Source organism: Pseudomonas sp. PS01303 (assembly GCF_029959385.1).
GTDB lineage: Bacteria > Pseudomonadota > Gammaproteobacteria > Pseudomonadales > Pseudomonadaceae > Aquipseudomonas > Aquipseudomonas rustica.
In genome coordinates, this window is sequence record NZ_JASCPK010000129.1 from 1 (window position 1) to 16,693 (window position 16,693).

The following is a 16,693-nucleotide window of genomic DNA, read 5'->3' on the forward strand; positions in this document are numbered from 1 at the left end:
TGACGCGGCCCCATCGCGAGCAGGCTCACTCCTACAGTTGAAATGCGTTCCCCCTGTAGGAGTGAGCCTGCTCGCGATGAGGCCAGTCAATTCAACATCAATCCTTCTGACTCACCCGCCCCCGCAAATACTCAATCACCGCCCCGCTCTCACCGGCAAACTCAATCCGCCCGCCCTTCTTCTCGCGCTGAAACACATACATCGGGTCGTAATACTCGCGCAGCATCCCTTCGATCCAGCCGCAATGCAGATCCACCGACCCGCTACGCCCCTGCTCGATCAGCGCCTCCTCCATCAACACCAGCAACCGCCGATGCCGCTCGCCACCGAGACGCTTCTGCACGTTGTTCAGGCTCTCCAGCAGCCGCTCCGAGAACAAGGTAAACCCCTCCTCCCCGTGCACCGCCACAAATTCCGCCGACAGATCCACCACGTAATCACGCAGGATCCGCTCGACGCGATCTTCGAAACTGTCTTCCAGCCAGACCATCGGGTACTGCTGCATGCCCTGATACAGCGGCAGCGGCAAAGCACAACTGCCGACCACCCGGCTCTCATCCTCGAGCACGAACTGCTCGATCCCGGCAGCACGCTTCTTGAGGATGTCGATGGCCAGACGGTTTTCAAAATCGATGTTCGATGGCTGCCCGGTGGCGCGTTTGCCGAAACTCGAACCGCGATGATTGGCGTGGCCCTCCAGATCGAGACCATTGCGCAACTGCAACAGCACTTCGGTTTTGCCGGTGCCGGTCATGCCGCCGAGCAGGACGAAATCACATTGCTCGATAGCTTGCTCAGTGGTGTCCATGAGGAAGTTGCGCATCGCCTTGTAACCACCGCCAACGCGTGGATAGTCGATGCCCGCCTCATCACGCAGCCACTGCTGAGTGATCTGCGAACGCAGGCCACCGCGAAAACAATAGATAAACCCTTCAGGATGGGCGCGGGCGAAATCGGCCCAGGCCTGGATGCGCTCGGCCTTCACCGCACCGGACACCAATTGATGGCCCAACTCGATGGCCGCCTGCTGGCCGTGTTGCTTGTAGCAGGTGCCGATCTTCTGCCGTTCGAGGTCGTTCATCAGCGGCAAGTTGATCACGCCGGGAAATGCGCCTTTGTGAAACTCGACCGGCGCGCGGGCATCCATCAGCGGCCGGTCGTTGAGGAAAATATCGTGATAGTCGGTGCAGTCGCGGAGCATCAAATCACCTCGACTGCGTTCGTCTGTCGCTCAACCAGTTCGCCGATCGGCGCCAGGTTCAGACCCAGTTCGGCGGCGACGGCGAGGAATTCGTCATTGCCTTCAGGCGTCACGGCAATCAGCAGACCGCCGCTGGTTTGCGGATCGCACAGTACGCGTTTGTGCAGCTCCTGCACGCGGCCAACCTTACTTGAATAGCTGTCGAAATTGCGCAACGTGCCACCGGGTACGCAGCCCTGATCGAGGTAATACTCGACGCTGTCCAGACGCGGCACTTTATCGTAGGCGATGCGCGCGGTCAGTTGACTGCCGTCAGCCATTTCAACCAGGTGGCCGAGCAGGCCGAAACCGGTGACGTCGGTCATCGCCGTGACGCCAGCGAGTTTGCCGAAGCGGCTGCCGGGTTTGTTCAAGGTGCACATCCAGTCGCGAGCCACGCCGACATCAGCAGCGCGCAATTTGCCCTTCTTCTCGGCGGTGGTGAGGATGCCGATCCCCAGCGGTTTGGTCAGGTACAACAGGCAACCGGCGGTGGCAGTGTCGTTGCGCTTCATGTGGCGTTTTTCCACGAGCCCCGTAACGGCGAGTCCGAAAATCGGCTCTGGCGCATCGATTGAATGCCCGCCCGCCAACGGAATCCCCGCCGCGTCGCACACCGAGCGGCCGCCACGAATCACTTCGCGCGCGACTTCCGGCGCCAGCACATTGACCGGCCAGCCGAGGATCGCAATCGCCATCAACGGATCGCCGCCCATCGCGTAGATGTCGCTGATCGCGTTGGTCGCAGCAATGCGGCCGAAGTCGAACGGGTCGTCGACGATCGGCATGAAAAAGTCGGTGGTCGACACCACACCGCGCTCGGCATCGATCTCGTACACCGCAGCATCGTCACGCGAGGCATTGCCGACCCACAGTTTCGGATCAAGGTTCTGCGCACCGCTGCCGGCGAGAATCACCTCCAGCACCTGCGGGGAAATCTTGCAGCCGCAACCGGCACCGTGGCTGTATTGGGTCAGACGAATCGGCTCGCTCATGTGGGAATCTCTGGCAGTGAATGGGGCGGATTCTAGCAGAGCGCGGGGCCGCAGATTTTGTGGCGTCAGTGAAGGCCCCTGTGGCGAGGGGATTTATCCCCGCTGGCCTGCGCAGCAGGCCCAAATCCAGACAACCAAATTTTTCTGACACACCGATGTGAATGGTTTTGGGGCTGCTTCGCAACCCAACGGGGATAAATCCCCTCGCCACAGGGGTACGACCTGACCCTTGTAGCGGACCAAAAAAAACCGCCCTTGCGGGCGGTTAAACAGGTGCTTCAACCCTAATCAGAAACCCAGACTAAAGCTCACCGTCATCGCATGGTCATTGTTGTCATTCGACAGTTGCCCCGAATAACCAATGCCCAGTTTGCCGGTCGGGCTGATCTGGAAGTCGACGCCCGCTTCGACGATCGCGCTGTCCTTGGCGATCGGCACGCCTTGGGTGCTGAACGAGGCGCCGCCGTCGATAAACGTCAGGTCAGCGTCCGGTTTGGTGTCGCCGAAGGCATGGCGCCAGCCGATGGCCGCGCGCGGGGTGAATTGCCCGCCGTTGGCCAGGGTGATGACTTTGCCGGCGCGCAGGCCGAGGGTGGAGAAGGTGATGTCCTGATCGGCTTCCGCCTTCAGACGCCCTACCCCGCCTTTTTCCTTGGCCTTGTCGCTGTCGTAGTTGACGTATGCCAGACCGGCGAACGGCTCCAGCGCGATGCCGGCCGCTTCGACGGTGTAACCGACCTCACCGAACACTTGCGCAGTGCGTGCGTCGTAGTTGGCTTCCAGACGATCGTTGTAGCTGCCGACGCTGACGTCGCGTTTGGTCTCGATGTCGTGCCAGCTGTACGCCGCGCCGAGGCGCACCGCCAGTGCATCGAACTGCGAGTTGAGGTACGCCGCCAGGTGGTAGCTTTCGACCGTGGCATCCGACTGACGATCATGGGCATCGAGGTCGCTGCGGGTGTAACCGGCCGCCATGCCCAAGCGCCACGAATCGTCGAGTTGCTTGTCGGTGCCGAGCATGAAGCCGCTGAGGTTGCGATCGAGGCTGGCGCTGTTGCTGTCGCCATCCGATTCACCCCAGGCGCCGAGTGCGCGCGCCCAGCCGACCATTTCGCCGTGGCAACCGTTGCTGCTCAATTGATTGTCACTTGGCGCCAGCGCGCGGCGTGGATCATCCGCAGCGCTGCACGACGGTTGGCGCATGCGATCGTTGACCGCCTCGCGAACGTAACGCGAATCCTCAAGCATCGCGCTGGCGGTGCTGGCATGAATCTCCCCGGACAGACTGTCGAAGGCATTGCGCGCACCGGCCACGCTGAGGTTGATGATCTGGTTCTGCAACTCGGCGCCGGCCGGGCCATTGTTGTCCAGCGCGGTAGCAGTACGACTTTGGTTGCCGGTGGCAGCGACATCGGCAAACGAGTTGCCGTTGCGGCTGACCGCCAGGTTCACCGCATTGGCGTCATACACCAGCGCGGTGCTGAGGAAGGCGTATTGCGGCAGATCCGCTGCGCTGAAGGTGCCAGTGACACCACCGCCCGCCGTGATCAGCGTGTAAGTGGTGGCGCCCGTGAACGGCGCCAATGCTGTCACTTGCAGACCACCGTCCAGTGCCGCCGTGCCGCCGACAGTCAGCGGCGTGGCGGTTGGCGAGTTGACCGTCAGGGCCAGCACACCGTCTGCGGCGTTGGTCAGGTTGCCGGCGACGCTCAGATTGCCCGCGTCGCCGCCCGACGCCACCACACCGTGGTTGACGACCGAGCCGACGCTGCCGTTGCCGCTCAGACCTGCACCGTTGGACACCGTCACCTGGCCACCGAGCGAAGCCGTCGCATCGCGGCTGCCCACTTGCAGCACACCTTGATCGACCGCCACCGTGCCGCTGAACGGTTGATTACCGGTCAACAACAGCGTGCCGTCACCACGCTTGGCAATCGATCCGGTGCCGCTGAGCGTACCGTTGAAAGCGCCATTAACATTCTGTTGGAACACCAGGGCAGCGTTGTCGAGGATGTTGCCTTGCAGGCTGGTGGTGTTACCGATCAGCGTACCGCCGCTGATGGTGGTGCCACCGCTGTAAGTATTCGCGCCACTGAGAATCAACGTGCCGGAATCCAGTTTCTCGATACCCCCGGTGCCCACCAGCGGCACGGCAATTTCCGTACTGGCCCCGGCATTGACCCGCACCGGTGCGAGGCTGCCGTCAGCACCGTTGACCGGGGTCAGCGTGCCGCCCGCACCCGGTGTCAGGTTGTAGCCGTTGGCAAGGAACTGAATACCGGTGAATTGCTGATTGCCGACCACGGTGACCGTGCCACCCGTGCCGCCAAACACCGCGAATTGACCGGTCGAACCTTGCGCCTGAGTACCGGTCGGGTCAGTCCAGTTGGTGTCCGGGCCCCACACGCCGCTACCGCCACCGATGGTGCCGTCCGGATTGGTTTTGCCGCCGTTCCAGAACTGCACTTCACCCGGGGCGTTTTGCACCAGCAGGTTGATCTGATTGGCAATCGCGGTTTGCAGCGTCAGGTTGTCGACCGGCACCGGCAGGCTGCCATAGACCAGACCGTTGTCGGTCAGGCTGCCGCCGTAGCTGAACAGTTGATAGACGCCAGTGCCGAAGCCGCCGGCGTTGCTGATGTTCAGCGTACCGTCGAGGGTCAGATTGCCGGCGACGTTGACCACGGTGGTGGAACTCGCCGCCGAACCCAGGCTGAAGTCCAGGTTAGTGCCCGAGGACAAGCTCAGCGCACCGACCGACAATGGCGCCGCTGCGCCGCCACCGAGCAATGTTGCGCCGTCGGCCAGTTGCACGTTGCCAGCGAGCGTGCCGCTGCCGCCAACACTGGCACCGCTGGCCACCGCGACGTTGGCGCTGTTGAGCACGCCGTTGACGCTCAGGTTGCCCGCCTGCACCGAGGTGTTGCCGGTGAAGCCGTTGTTGCCGGTCAGAAGCAATTGGCCGGTACCGGTTTTGTTCAGCTCGCCAGTGCCGGTGAGGTTGCCGGTGTAGCTGCCATCGGCGTTTTGCTCGAAGGTCAGCGTCGCGTTGTTGACGATCGCGCCTTGCAGGCTGCTGGTGTCGCCGAAGGTGTTGCCGCCATTCAACGTGGTGCCACCGCTGTAAGTGTTGGCGCCGCTGAGCGTCAGATCAGCCGTGCCGTTTTTCAGCAGACTGCCGGTGCCGGTGATCGCGCCGAGCAGTGTGGTGTCCTGGTTACCGGCCAGGGTCAGTTGCGCACCGAGGTTGATCGCGTTGGCCAGTTGCAGCGCCGAGGTGCTGTCGAGAGTGCCGTTGCCGGTCACACTCAAGGCACCGCTGCTGATGGCGCTGTTATTGCCCAGCACCAGCGAACCGTCGGCGAGTTGCGTGCCACCGCTGTAAGTGTTGTTGCCGTTGAGGGTCAGGCTCGAAGTGCCAGACTTGATCAGACTGCCGCTGCCGCTGACATCACCGTCGAGGGTCAAGGCGTTGCTGCCGGCGATATTCAAGCCACCGTTGAGCAGCACATCGTTGGCGAGGCTGATGTCCGCGTTGCTGTCCAGCGCGGTGCCGTCGGCGGCGGTCAATACGCCCGTGCCGAGCGCTGCGTCGTTGCCCACGACAATCTTGCCGCCGTTAAGCGCCGTGCCGCCGGTGTAACCGTTGGCCGCGTTGAGCACCAGCGTACCGGTGTCGTATTTACCCAGCGTGCCGGCGCCGTTGAGCGCTACGCCGATGGTCGCGGTGGCGTTCGGGTCAACACGCACAGTGGCGTTGCCCAAGGAGCCGTTGACCAGGTTCAGCGAACCGGCCGTGCCGTTTTGCAGGCTGTAGCCGTCGGTGACAAATTGCAGCCCGGTGACGGTTTGCGCGCCGTTGACCGTAACTGTGCCCGCCGCGCCCTGGAACACTGCGAAGTTGTTGGTCCAGGCCTGATTGGTCGTACCGTTGACGTCCGTCCAGTTGGTGGTGCCAGTGCCCCAAGTACCGCTGCCTCCTTCGACCGATCCGTTGGCAACCAATTGATTGCCGTCCCAGAACTGCACGGTGACGCCCGGCGCGGTGACCAGCAGATTGATCTGATTGGCCAGCGCGGTTTGCAGGGTCAAATCGCCGGGGGTGACGCTGCCCGGCACGGTGCCGATCAGCATGCCGTTGTCGGTCAGGCCGCCGGTGTAGTCGATCAGGCGATACACGCCGCTGCCGAAACCACCGATGTCGCTGACGTTGAGGGTGCCGTCGAGGGTCAGATTGCCGCCGACATTGACCAGCGCATTGCCGCCACCGGAGACCGGTGTGCCGAGGCCAACGTCGAAGTTGGAGTTGCCGTTGAGCACTAGCGAACTCACGTTCAGCGTACTGCCGGTGACACCCGCCAGATGACCGCCATCGGCCACCGTCACGGCTCCGGTCAACGTGCCGCTGCCGCCGAGGGTGCCGCCGTTGTTGACCAGCACATTGCCGCTGGCCAGCGAACCGTCGACCTGCAAGGTACCGGCGTTGACATTGGTGTCGCCGGTCAGGTCGCTGATGCCGCTGAGGGTCAACGTGCCGGTGCCGAGTTTGCTCAGCCCGCCGTCACCGCTGAGAATGCCGGCGAAGGTGCTGCTGACGTTGTTGCCGCCGAGGCTCAGCGTATTGCCGGTGCCGATCAGCGCAGTGCCGCTGCCGGTGAGGCTGGCGAGGCTGCCCGAAGCACCGAGATTCAGCGCCGCGCCGCCAGCGAGATTAACCGAGGCGTTGTTGCCCAGCGCCGCACCACTCAGCGTGGTCAGGCTGCCGGATGCCACATCGAAGGTGCCGCTGAAGGTGTTGCTGCCGCTCAGGGTCACGTCGGCCAGACCGTTTATGGTCAGCGTGCCGGCGCCGGCGATCACACCGCCGAGGGTCAGGTTGTTGTTACCGGCCAGCGCCAGATTCGCGTTGACGTTGAGGTTGTTGGCCAGCACCAGTGGCGCCGAGTTGTCGAGGGTCGAGGCACCGGCCACGGTCAGCGCGCCGCTGCCCAGAGATCCGCCGGTACCAAGGGTCAGCGTACCGGCGTTCAGCGTGGTGCCGCCGGTGAAGGTGTTGATGCCGTTGAGGGTCAGGTTCGACGCGCCGTCCTTGATCAGTCCGCCCGCGCCGCTGACCACACCCGCCAGCGTCAGGTTGTTGCTGCCGGTGTTGCTCAGGTTGGCGTTGAGCACAATGTTATTGCCCAGGCTCAGCGCGCTGTTGCTGTCCAGCGCCGAGGCACCGGCGACGGTGAGGTTGCCCAGACCCAGCGCCGAGTTGCTGCCGGCGGTCAGGGTGCCGGCATTGAGAGTGGTGCCGCCGAGGAAGTTGTTGTTGCCGCTGAGTGTCAGGTTCGACGCGCCATTTTTACCCAAGCTGCCGGCACCGTTGACCGTGCCGGCCAGGGTCAGATCCGCCGTGCCGACGATGCCGAGATTGCCGGCCAGGTTGACCGCGTTGTTCAGCGACACTGCCGTGCTCGCATCCAGCGTGGTACCGCCCGCCGCATTCAAAGTGCCCGAACCGAGCGCCGAGTTCGACGCCAGAATCAGCCCGCCAGCGTTCAGCGCTACCGGCCCGAGGAAGGCGTTGTTGCCGCCAAGGGTCAGATTCGCTGTGCCGGTTTTGATCAGGCCGCCAGTGCCGCCAATCACGCCATTGAGGGTCAACGCATTGCTGCCAACCACGGTGAGGTTGCCATTCAGTGTCGCAGCGTTGGCCAGCGTCACGGCTGCGTTGCTGTCCAGTTGCGTGCCGGCATTCGCCGTCAATGTGCCGGTGCCCAGCGCGGTGTTGCTGCCGACAATGAGTTTGCCGCCGTCGAGTTGCGTGCCGCCGGTATAAGTGTTGGCACCACCGAGTACCAGCGTGCCGGCGTCGAGTTTGTTGAGGATGCCGCTGCCGTCGATATTGGCATTGATGGTCGCGGTCACACCCGGATCAACGCGCAACGAAGTGGTGCCACCGGTGCCGTTGACCGCTGTGAGTTGCCCCGCCGCGCCGTTAACCACGTTGTAGCCATCGGTGAGGAATTGCATGCCGGTGAACGATTGCGTGCCGTTCACCGTCACCGTGCCAGCGGTGCCCTGGAACACTGCGAAGTCGCCGGCCCACGGCTGGTTGACCAAGCCATTGGCGTCGGTCCAGTTGGTGCCGACCGCATTCCACGTACCGCTGCCACCGTCGACCACACCGTTGGCGATGGTCTGGCTGCCGTCCCAGTAGCGGATATTGGAATTCGGCGCCGACACCTGAATATTGATCTGATTGGCCACGCCAGTCTGCACCACCAAATCGCCGAGGCCGTAGCCGACCGGCACGCTGGCGACATCCAGACCCAAATTGGTCAGGGCGCCGGTGTAGTTGAACAGGCGATACACGCCGACGCCGAAACCACCCGCGTCAGTGACGTTGAGATTGCCGTCGAGGGAGAGATTGCCGCCGACATTCATCAGCGAGGTGGTCGACGGTGTGCCCAGTGCCACATCGACATTGCTGCCAGCCGCGAGGGTCAGCGCACCGGCGGACAGTTGGTTGCCCGAGGACAACGCCAGATGGCCGCCACTATTGACGTTGACGCTACCAATCGCCGAACCGGTGCCGGTCAGCGTACCGCCGGTGTTGACGTTGACCTGTGCACTGGCCAGCGAACCGCTGAGATCGACGATGCCGCCGTTGATCGCGGTGTTGCCGGTGATGCCGTTGATGCCAGTGAGGTTCAGGGTGCCGGTGCCGACTTTGACCAGGCCGCCGCTGCCGCTGAGATCGCCGTCGAACGTACTGGTGACGTCGCCGGTGCCGACGGTCAGCAGATTGCTGCCGGTCAGTTGCACACTGCCGCTACCGGTCAGCGCGCCGAGGCTGGCATCACTGCCCAGATTCAGCCCGGCGCCGGCGCTGATGTTGACCCCGGAGGCGTTGCCCAGAGCGTTGGCATTGAGCGTGGTGACGCTGCCGGAGACGATGTTCAGCGCGCCGGTGAAGGTGTTGTTGCCCGCCAGAGTCAGATCCGACAGACCGTTTTTGGTCAGGCTGCCGGCGCCGTCGATGATGCCGTTCAGGCTCAAATCATTGTTGCCGGCAACGGTCAGCCCGGCGTTCAACGTAATCGCGTTACCGATGCCGAACGAAGCGCTGTTATCCAGCGTTGCCGCGCCACCGACGACCAATGCGCCGCTGCCCAGGCCGTTGGCATTGCCCAGGGTCAGCGTGCCGCCATTCAGAGTGGTGCCGCCGCTGAAAGTGTTGTTGCCGTTGAGGGTCAGGTTAGCGGCGCCGTTTTTGATTAGTGAACCTGTGCCACTGGTGACGCCGCCGAGGGTCAGGTTCTGTGTACCGCCCACGGTCAGTCCGGCATTCAGGGTGACAGCGTTGCCGAGATTAACCAGCGGCGAATTGCTGTCCAGCGTTGCAGCGCCAGCGACAGTCAATGCCCCGGAGCCGAGCGCCGAGCTGTTGCCGACGGTCAAGGTGCCGGCGTTCAACGTGGTGCCGCCCAGGTAGTTGTTGGCCGCGTTGAGAATCAGATTGGCCGCACCGTCTTTCACCAGACTGCCGGCGCCGCTGACCAGACCAGTGAGCGTCATGTCCGCCGTGCCGCCGATGTTCAAGGCACCGGCGAGCGCCACGGCGTTGTTGAGGCTGACGGCCGTGTTGGCGTCCAGCGAAGTGTTGGCCGCCGCGTTTAATGTGCCGGAGCCCAGCGCGGTGTTACTGCCGACGGTCAGTTTGCCGGTGTTCAGCGCCGTGTTGCCAAAATAAGTGTTGGCGCCGTTGAGGATCAGGTCGGCAGCGCCGTTCTTGGTCAATCCACCGATACCGGCGACCACACCGCCGAGGGTCAGCGCATTGCTGCCGCCCAGGGTCAAGGTGCCGCCGAGGTTGACGTTGTTGGCCAGCGTCGCGGCGGCGCTGGCATCGAGGGTGGTGCCGTTCGAGGCGTTCAGTGTGCCGGTGCCGAGGGCGGTGCTGGAGCCGACGATCAGCGAGCCGGCGTTCAGTGCCGTGGTGCCGGTGTAAGTGTTATTGCCGTTGAGGGTCAGGCTCGAAGCGCCGGTTTTGATCAGACCGTTGCTGCCACTGATCACCCCGCCGAGGGTCAGCGCGTTAGCGCCGCCGGCGGTGAGGTTGGCGTTGAGAATCACGTTGTTGTTCAGGGTGGCGGCAGCGCTGCTGTTGAGCGTGCCCGCACCTTCCACCGACAAGGCGCCGGTGCCCAGTGCTGCGCCGTTGCCGACGGTCAGGCTGCCGGCATTCAGCGTGGTGCCGCCGCTGTAGGTGTTGCTGCCGTTAAGCGTGAGATTCGCGGCGCCGTTTTTCACCAGTTGGCTGGCGCCGCTGATCACGCCGCCGAGGGTCAATCCGTTGCTGCCACCGATCCCCAGGCTGTTGTTGAGAATGACGGCGTTGTTCAAGGTTACTGCCGCATTGCTGTCGAGCGTAGCCACACCGCCCACGGTGATATTGCCGCTGCCCAGCGCCGCGTTGGCACCTGCGGTGATGGTGCCGGCGTTCAGCGCAATGGCACCGAGGAAGGTGTTGGCACCATTGAGAATGAGGTTGGCCGCGCCGTTTTTGGTCAGCCCGCCACTGCCGCTGACGATGCCGCCGAGGGTCAGATTGGCGCTGCCGCCGACGTTCAAATTGCCGCCCAGCGAAACTGCGTTGGTCAGTGCGACCGCCGTGCTGGCATCGAGAGTGGTGCCCGCTGCGGTGGTCAACGCGCCGGTGCCCAGCGCGGTGTTGGAGCCGACAATCAATGTGCCGGCGTTGAGCGCGGTACCGCCGGAGAAAGTGTTGTTGCCGCTGAGGCTCAGGTTGGCGGTGCCGTTCTTGATCAAGTTGCCGGCGCCGCTGACGACGCCGCTCAGGCCCAGTGCCTGCGTGCCGCCAACGGTCAGCGCCCCGGTCACCGCGACGGCGTTGGCCAGGGTCACCGCCGCCGTCGCATCCAGCGTGGTCCCGGCGGCTGTATTCAGCGCACCCGTGCCCAGCGCGGTATTGCTGCCCACCAGCAGGCTGCCGGCATTGAGCAGCGTGTTGCCGCTGTTGGTGTTGTTGCCAGTCAGGGTCAGGCTGGCAGTCCCGGATTTGGTGATGCCGCCGGTTCCGCTCAACACGCCGCCGAGGGTCAAGGCATTGCTGCCGAGCACGTTGAGCGCGCCGGTCATGCCGATGTTATTGGCCAGCGTGACGTTGGCGGTGCTGTCGAGGCTGGTGCCGGCGGCGGTGTTCAATACACCGCTGCCCAGCGAGTTGTTGTTGGTCACCAGCAGGCTGCCGGCGCTGAGGGTGGTGGTGCCGGTGAAACCAGCGTTGGCGCCGCTGAGGGTCAGGCTGCCGGTGCCGGTTTTGGTCAAGCCGCTGCTGCCGCTGATCAAGCCGCCGAGGGTCAGTGCGCCGGTACCGCCAGCGGTCAGTGTGCCGCCGAGGCTGATGGCGTTGGCCAGGCTGATCGTGCCCGGTGCGCTCAGGGTTGTCGCGCCGGTCACGTTGAGGGTGCCGGCACTGAATGCCAGATTATTGCTGACTTGCACCGTGCCGCCATTGAGCGTGGTGTTGCCCAGATAGGTGTTGGCGGCGCCGAGGTTAAGTTGGCCGGTACCGGCCTTGGTGAAACCGCCGCTGCCGGAAATCACCCCGCTCAGGGTGGTGGCATTGCCGCCTTGTACCGTGACGCCGCCAGCACCGAGGGAAATCAGATTGCTGATATTCAACCCGGCATTGCTCGCCTGCAGAATCCCGCCGTTGGAGGTGAGCACACCGCTGCCGAACGTGGCGTTGTTATTGAAGTTCGCGATACCGCCATTGAGCGTGGTCGCACCACTGACCAATGGCCCCTGCAACGTCCAGGTGCCGCTGTTGATCGTCAGATTGTTGAAGTTGACGTAGGTCGCACTCGACGCCGTGCCAGTCTCGGTGATACCGCCGCCGACGCCGCCAGTATTTTGCAAGATCAGACTGTTGGTGCCGCCCGCACCGCCATCGACCGTGCCGGTTGGCGCAAAGGTCAGGTTGATATTAACCAGACCGCCGAGGCCGACGCTGATCTGTACACCATCACCAACCTGCACCGAAGAACCGGTCACTGCCGTAAAAGTGTTGGTGCTCGCCGCGCCCATCGACACACCACCGGTAATCGCACCGGAGTTAGAGAAGGTGTTGCCCGCCGCCGACGTTTCGAATGCGATTCGGCCGTTGATGACGCCGGTGTTGCTGTTGGTCATGTTGACTTGTGAACCACCATAGACGCCGATCACCGGGGTATCCGCCAACGTGATGCCGCCGATCGAGAGTCCGGTCGAGGTGATGGTGCCGTTGTTGGTGATGCTGGTGGTGCCGGTTGCCGCGTTGTTAACCGAAAGGGCCAGGCCGTCGATGCTGGTCAGGTTGAGCCCCAGTAACATCCCGGTGCCCCGCATGATCGCGCCAGCGTTGTTGAGCACGCTGACCGTGCTGGTAGCGCCACTGCCGATGAATGCCCCGCCACTCAAAACCGAGACCAGACCGAGGACTGCCGGGTCGATGATGCCGGAGTTGTTCAGGGTGATGTTGACCCCGGTCAAATCCATCACATGGCCGCCAAGGGTCGCGTTCATCTGCGCGCCGCTGTTGACGTTGACCGTCAGATTGTTAGTGGCACTGGCGAAGTCGTTGGGAACCAGTGGCAATGGCGGCACACCCGTACACGTAACGATCGAACCGGCCGTGGAGCACGTGGCCAGCGCGGGCGCGCTCACCCCGCCGAACAACAGTCCGGCGACGCTCAAATGCACAGCAAGGGAAAGAGGGGAAAAACGCGAGACGAGGGCGACACCAAACCTTGCTTCCACGGGCTACTCCTTGTATGGCCAGATTCTTCCTTGACGGCGTGGACAAGCAGCGGCTTATTCGACACGCGAATCAAGACTGCGACGGTCATTACAAAACCGTTCTATTCCTGACACACGCTAGTTGATGCCCTGCGATGGGGCATTGGTTAAATGGCATTAATACTTTGGTGCTAGAGCAGTCTGGAATAAGCCTTTTGACCCGTACTCACGGCTCTTGAGGCTGATATGAAACCTGTGGGATGGCCTTTGTGGTGAGGGGATTTATCCCCGATGGACTGCGCAGCAGGCCTTGGCTTTTTGGGGCCGCTGCGCGCCCCGTCGGGGATAAATCCCCTCACCACAGGGCTCGTTCCAAGCATGAATTTTGTGGCGACCTACTCGACTGACCACTCCGTCAAAAATATCCGTAAAACCCCCAATATTTCAGCCTGTTGAAATAATTGGTACGCCTTGTGCAAACGTTTGCGCAGCGTCAATCACGGCATTTTCGTAACAAAACCCTACAGACCCGCAGAACGCCGGGCCTTGATCTGCAAAAAAGGACTTTGAATGCACGCCGCACTCCCCCCTCGCGCTCCGTTTGCGCGCACGCTGACTGTTTCCTTGCTACTGACCGGCGTTACCGGACTTCTCAGCCACAGCGTTTTCGCGCAACCCGCTCAGCCCGTTCTGCCGGAAGAATCCGCCCAAGGCGAAGCCCTCAGCCCGGAAGCCAGTCCACCGAAAAAAGGCGCGTACCTGTCGGACTGGTACAACCAGGATCTGATGCTGATTGGCAGCAAAGACATCAGCTTCGGCCCGCAACCCGCTGACGACATTTATCTGGAATACGAGTACTTCGGCCGCAAAGGCCCGTTCGAGCTGTACGGCTACGTCGACATCCCGAAGATCTTCAACATCGGCAACAGTCACGACAAAGGCGTGTGGGATCACGGCTCGCCGCTGTTCATGGAACACGAACCGCGCATCTCCATCGATTACCTCGCCGGCCGCAGCCTGGCCATCGGCCCGTTCAAGGAATGGTACGTCGCGTTCGACTGGATCTACGACCACGGCAGCCGCAAGGAAAACCGCGCCAACACCCTCTACAGCGGTTTCGGCACCGACATCGACACGCACTCGCGGGTCAACCTGTCGGCCAACCTCTACGGCCGTTATCAGTGGGAAAACTACGGCGCGAGCAACGAATACTCGTGGGACGGCTACCGCGCCCAACTCAAATACATCGTGCCCATCGACAAATTCAGCAACGGCGCCTCACTGACCTACATCGGCTTCACCAACTTCGACTTCGGCTCCGACATCCACAAAGACAACCCGGCGCGAACAGCCAATGCGACGGTGGCGACCAATGTGTTGCTGTACTCGTTCACGCATTTGCGCTTCACGCTGGTGGGCCGGTATTTCCACAATGGCGGCAATTGGGAAGACGGCAGCGAGCTGAATTTTGGCGACGGCAACTTCCGTGCGCGCTCGAATGGCTGGGGGTATTACGCGGGCGTGGGCTACCAGTTTTAAGGGACACCGATCAAAAGATCGCAGCCTTCGGCAGCTCCTACACAGAATTCGCGTTCCCCCTGTAGGAGCTGCCGAAGGCTGCGATCTTTTGATGTTAAACACAGTTGTTTAACAGACACCTGCAGAAACTCTCCGAGGCTACACAACCTTGCGCCATTGCCTACAGCTACGCCAGAATCCGCCGGCTTGTGCGCCTTGGGGACGGGCCTTATCGTTTGTAGGTCGCTGACGAATCAGCGATCGGGTTTCGCAGCCCGGATCAATCGAGGCTCCAACAATCGAGGAGCTACATCATGTTGAAACCAACACCCACCGACACCACGTCCCCCTACGAATCCCCCCATTCACGCAAACTCCACGACGCCGCCGAACGCGCGCTCGATCACTACCTCTGCCCCGGTGCGACTCACGATGATCCGCGTCTGCCGAGCCTGATGTTCGTCATCGCGCCCAATATCAAAACCGAAGATCTGCTGGCCCACGCGTGTGAGTCGATGGCTTCGGCGAGTGTGATGCTCAGTGATTTTGCCGCGGCGCTCGACACGCCGTATCGCCACACGTTGCTGGGGATTCAGCAGGTGGTGATGCTCGGGGAACTGGCGGTGAATCGGGCGCTGGATAATCTGGAAGTGCCCGCGTAACCCCAGACGACACAGTCCCTTGTAGGAGCTGAGCTTGCTCGCGAAGGCGGTGGGTCAGTCGACTGAGAGGTTGGCTGATCCACCGTTTCCGCGAGCAAGCTCGGCTCCTACAGGTTTTGCGTTGTCAGGGGAATTTGGGTGGCTCAGGGAATCAGGATGATTTTGTCGCCGCCGCCCTCGTTGACTTCGGTGTAGCGCGCCAGGCCGTCGGCCAGTGGTGATTCGACCAGGCCTTGCGGCAACGGCAGCGAGCCTTCATCGAACAGTTGGCCGAACTGGTTCAACATCGCTGCGCAGGCTTCGACGCCGTAGAGCAATGTGTTGACGCCGACCACCGAACCGCCCTTGCGATACAACGCCAGTGCCGGCAACTGCACTTGGCCGTCCACCGGTGCGGCGATGATTGCGATTCGGCCGAAGATTGCCAGCGCCGCCACCGAAGCGGGCAGCCAGAAACCGGTGGTGTCGAAGATCACTTCAGCGCCGCCCTGATACACCGCGTTGACCTGCGCACCGAGGTCTTCGGGTTTATCCAGTTGAATCGTCTGGTAGCCCTGCGCTTGCAACTCCGCCACCTGCTCCGGACGCCGCGCCGCTGCCAGAGTTTTTGCGCCGCGCACTTTGGCCAGCGCTAATGCCGCTGTGGCGACCGCACCGCCGCCAATCACCAGCAAACGCGTGTCGGCTTTGACGAGGCTGCGCTCCAACGCATCCCACGCCGTGGTGTACGGCACGCCGAGGCTGGCGGCTTGGGCGAAGCTCAGACGCGACGGCTTGAGGGCGACTCCGTTGGCCGGCAGTTTGACGAATTGCGCGTGGGAACCGTCGGCGAAAAAGCCCAGCTCACGGCCCGTGCCCCAGACTTCCTGACCGATCAACGCTTGCGGGCCTTCGACCACGACACCGGCGAAATCGCGCCCGGGAATCCGTGGCAACGTGGTGTAAGGGAAACGTCCGAGCACATTTTTCACATCGCTGGGATTGAGCCCGGCCGCTTTGATCTGCACCAGGACTTCATCGGCGCCAGCAACCGGGGTCGGCACGTCGACGAAGCGCAGGGAGGACAGGTCGCCGGTTTTATCGAATTGCAGTGCTTTCATGGAGTGATCCACCGAAGGAAAAAAGAAAGATTCAGGACAACCAAGCGGCGACCCATTGCCGGCCCATCGGCCACAGCTGCTCACCCGCAAGCATGCCGAGCAGACCGACCAGCGCGATGGCCGGCGGCGCGGGAGAACGGAAGTCGAGCGCACCGTACAACAGGCCAACGCCGAGACCGATGGCCAGCGAAATCAGGTAGTTCATGGGGAGAACTCTGCCGTTTGAAAGGAATGGGCAGAGTGTAGGGAGGTGGGCTGGATGGCGTCGGTCAAGGACTTCTGAATATCGGACAAACCTGCCGAACCAACACGATCCCTTGTAGGAGTGAGCCTGCTCGCGATAGCGGTGTGTCAGTCACTCGTACGTAAACAGACACACCGCTATCG

General features: G+C 62.5%; 7 protein-coding genes. 2 read left to right on the top strand and 5 right to left on the bottom strand.

What is annotated here, in order from left to right:
* Positions 1-97: 97 nt before the first annotated feature.
* The 3 genes from mnmH to QMX93_RS24460 all read right to left on the bottom strand — a co-directional run bounded on the left by mnmH (position 98) and on the right by QMX93_RS24460 (position 13,047).
* Positions 98-1,201 (bottom strand): tRNA 2-selenouridine(34) synthase MnmH, encoded by a 1,104-nt coding sequence (mnmH, locus tag QMX93_RS24450; RefSeq protein WP_282358250.1) that lies wholly within the window; start codon positions 1,199-1,201, stop codon positions 98-100.
* Positions 1,201-2,235 (bottom strand): selenide, water dikinase SelD, encoded by a 1,035-nt coding sequence (gene selD / locus QMX93_RS24455; RefSeq protein WP_159815627.1) that lies wholly within the window; start codon positions 2,233-2,235, stop codon positions 1,201-1,203. Before selD ends, mnmH begins: the two co-directional genes overlap by 1 nt.
* Positions 2,236-2,523: 288 nt before the next feature.
* The gene (locus QMX93_RS24460) at positions 2,524-13,047 is read right to left on the bottom strand and encodes an autotransporter-associated beta strand repeat-containing protein (protein WP_282358251.1); all 10,524 of its coding nucleotides are present in this window, start codon (positions 13,045-13,047) and stop codon (positions 2,524-2,526) included.
* Between the two features lie 549 nt (positions 13,048-13,596).
* On the opposite strand from QMX93_RS24460, the gene QMX93_RS24465 reads away from it, so the two are divergent.
* Together QMX93_RS24465 and QMX93_RS24470 are read left to right on the top strand one after the other, a co-directional pair.
* Entirely contained in the window at positions 13,597-14,565 is a 969-nt protein-coding gene (locus QMX93_RS24465; protein ID WP_282358252.1) for a nucleoside-specific channel-forming protein Tsx, read from the top strand.
* A 293-nt stretch (positions 14,566-14,858) separates the two neighbouring features.
* Positions 14,859-15,206 (top strand): DUF6124 family protein, encoded by a 348-nt coding sequence (locus QMX93_RS24470; RefSeq protein ID WP_159815629.1) that lies wholly within the window; start codon positions 14,859-14,861, stop codon positions 15,204-15,206.
* Positions 15,207-15,349: 143 nt separating this feature from the next.
* Here the strand turns inward: QMX93_RS24470 and QMX93_RS24475 are convergent, their stop codons facing one another.
* The gene (locus tag QMX93_RS24475) at positions 15,350-16,306 is read right to left on the bottom strand and encodes a zinc-binding alcohol dehydrogenase family protein (protein WP_282358253.1); all 957 of its coding nucleotides are present in this window, start codon (positions 16,304-16,306) and stop codon (positions 15,350-15,352) included.
* 31 nt (positions 16,307-16,337) lie between these two features.
* Positions 16,338-16,511, bottom strand: a complete 174-nt coding sequence (locus tag QMX93_RS24480) for a DUF1427 family protein (RefSeq protein WP_082341460.1) — start codon at positions 16,509-16,511, stop codon at positions 16,338-16,340.
* Positions 16,512-16,693: the final 182 nt, after the last annotated feature.

Coding starts and splice junctions, on each gene's coding strand:
- QMX93_RS24470 (WP_159815629.1), top strand. CDS start 14,859: ATGTTGAAACCAACACCCACCGACACCACGTCCCCCTACGAATCCCCC.
- QMX93_RS24475 (WP_282358253.1), bottom strand. CDS start 16,306: ATGAAAGCACTGCAATTCGATAAAACCGGCGACCTGTCCTCCCTGCGC.
- QMX93_RS24465 (WP_282358252.1), top strand. CDS start 13,597: ATGCACGCCGCACTCCCCCCTCGCGCTCCGTTTGCGCGCACGCTGACT.
- selD (WP_159815627.1), bottom strand. CDS start 2,235: ATGAGCGAGCCGATTCGTCTGACCCAATACAGCCACGGTGCCGGTTGC.
- mnmH (WP_282358250.1), bottom strand. CDS start 1,201: ATGCTCCGCGACTGCACCGACTATCACGATATTTTCCTCAACGACCGG.
- QMX93_RS24480 (WP_082341460.1), bottom strand. CDS start 16,511: ATGAACTACCTGATTTCGCTGGCCATCGGTCTCGGCGTTGGCCTGTTG.